Source organism: Arthrobacter sp. 260 (genome assembly GCF_013116745.1).
Classification (GTDB): domain Bacteria; phylum Actinomycetota; class Actinomycetes; order Actinomycetales; family Micrococcaceae; genus Arthrobacter_D.
The window spans coordinates 1-1894 of record NZ_JABFOE010000028.1; the positions used below are offsets into that span (position 1 = coordinate 1).

Here is a 1894-nt window from a genome sequence, read left to right on the forward strand (position 1 = left end):
CGTGCGGTGGGGTTATTTGCCGCCGGTGGTGGCGATGCCTTTGACGAGGTATTTCTGGCCGAAGAGGAAGACGAGGAAGATTGGTAGGAGGGACACGATGGACATCGCGAACAGGGATCCCCAGGAGGAGGTCGCGGTGGAGTCCACGAAGGATCGTAGGGCGACGGGCACCGTATACATTTCGGGGTCGGTGAGGTAGATGAGTTGGCTGAAGAAGTCGTTCCAGGTCCAGATGAACGTGAAGATGGTGGTGGTGGCCAGGGCCGGGAGCATCAGCGGGAGGATGATTTTGGAGAAGATTTTGAAGTGACCGCACCCATCGATGCGGGCGGCTTCGTCGAGTTCGCGGGGCAGGCCGCGGATGAACTGGATCATGAGGAACACGAAGAACGCGTCGGTGGCCAACAGTTTGGGCAGGATCAGGGGGACGAACGTGTTGACCCACCCGAGTTCGGAGAAAATGATGTACTGCGGGACGATCACGACGTGAATCGGGAGCATGATCGTCATCAGCATGATCGCGAACAACACGGAGCGTTTCCGGAACCGGAGCCGGGCAAACGCGTACGCCGCTAACGAACACGACACCAGGTTCCCCACGATGGAGCCCAGGACCACGATCATCGAGTTGATCATGTAGTGCCCGAACGGGGACCGTAACGCGTTCCACCCGTCCACGTAGTTGCTGACTTCGAACGTGGTCAACACCAGCCCGGTGAGCCGGAAAATCTCATCGTTGGGGCGCAGGGAGCTGACCAGCATCCACAGCAGCGGATACAACATGATCAGCCCGAACACGATCAGGATCACGTGTTTGACCAACCGGTTCCGGCGGCCCTTATCACGGGGTTTCACCGTGGCCCGGTCAACATCGTCGCCAGTGCCGTTGCCGTTGCCGTTGCCGTTACGAGTGGTGGTGGTGGTTTCTGGCCGTTCGGGGACCGGTGGTGTCTGCCCGCCGCTGGCCTGCATGTTAGTCGTCATAGAACACCCAATATTTCGATGCGATGAAGTTCAGGAAAGTGAAAACGGCGATGATGACCAACAACAGCCAGGCCATCGCGGACGCGTACCCCATGTTGAAGTTCCCGAAGCCCTGCTGATACAGGTACAAGGTGAAGAACATGGTCGAATCGCTCGGCCCGCCCGTCCCGCCGGAAACCACGAACGCCTGGGTGAAGGACTGGAACGCACCAATGATCTGCAGCACCAGGTTGAAGAAAATGATCGGCGTCAGCAACGGGATCGTGATCGTCGCGAACTGGCGGACCTTCGACGCCCCGTCCACCGACGCGGCCTCGTAATACATGGTCGGGATCTGCCGCAACCCGGCCAGGAAAATGATCATCGGCGCCCCGAACGTCCACACGTTCAAAATCATCAACGTCCCCAACGCGGTCGACGGGTTCGAAATCCAGCCCATCCCCTCAATCCCGACCAACGCCAACACCTGGTTGATCAGACCATCGTTACCGAAAATCTGCCGCCACAACACAGCGATCGCAACCGAACCACCCAACAGGGACGGCAGGTAATAGACCGACCGGTAAAAGCCCAGACCCTTCATCCCCCGGTCCAACACCAACGCCAACGCCAACGCCGCAACCAACTGCAACGGCACCGAAATGAACACATACAAGAACGTGACCCGCAACGAATTCAACAACCGCGAGTCCTGCATCATCCGAAGGTAGTTATCCAACCCGATCCACTCAGGAGCCTGCAGCAAGTTGTAATTCGTAAACGACAAATACAACGACGCCGCCATCGGACCAATCGTGATCAACCCAAGACCAAGAATCCACGGCGCCAGAAAAAGATAAGAAGCCCGCTCCTCCTTCTTCTCAGCATCAGTCAGCTTCCGCTTAGGACCCTTCGGCCCCCGCTTCATCTG

General features: G+C 58.0%; 2 protein-coding genes. Both read right to left on the minus strand.

Annotated features, from left to right (window positions below):
* Positions 1–12 precede the first annotated feature (12 nt).
* Positions 13–984 (minus strand): carbohydrate ABC transporter permease, encoded by a 972-nt coding sequence (locus HMI57_RS18235; RefSeq protein ID WP_228721218.1) that lies wholly within the window; start codon positions 982–984, stop codon positions 13–15.
* Positions 974–1891 (minus strand): sugar ABC transporter permease, encoded by a 918-nt coding sequence (locus HMI57_RS18240; RefSeq protein ID WP_171587415.1) that lies wholly within the window; start codon positions 1889–1891, stop codon positions 974–976. The genes HMI57_RS18235 and HMI57_RS18240 overlap by 11 nt, the downstream gene beginning before the upstream one ends.
* Positions 1892–1894 lie beyond the last annotated feature (3 nt).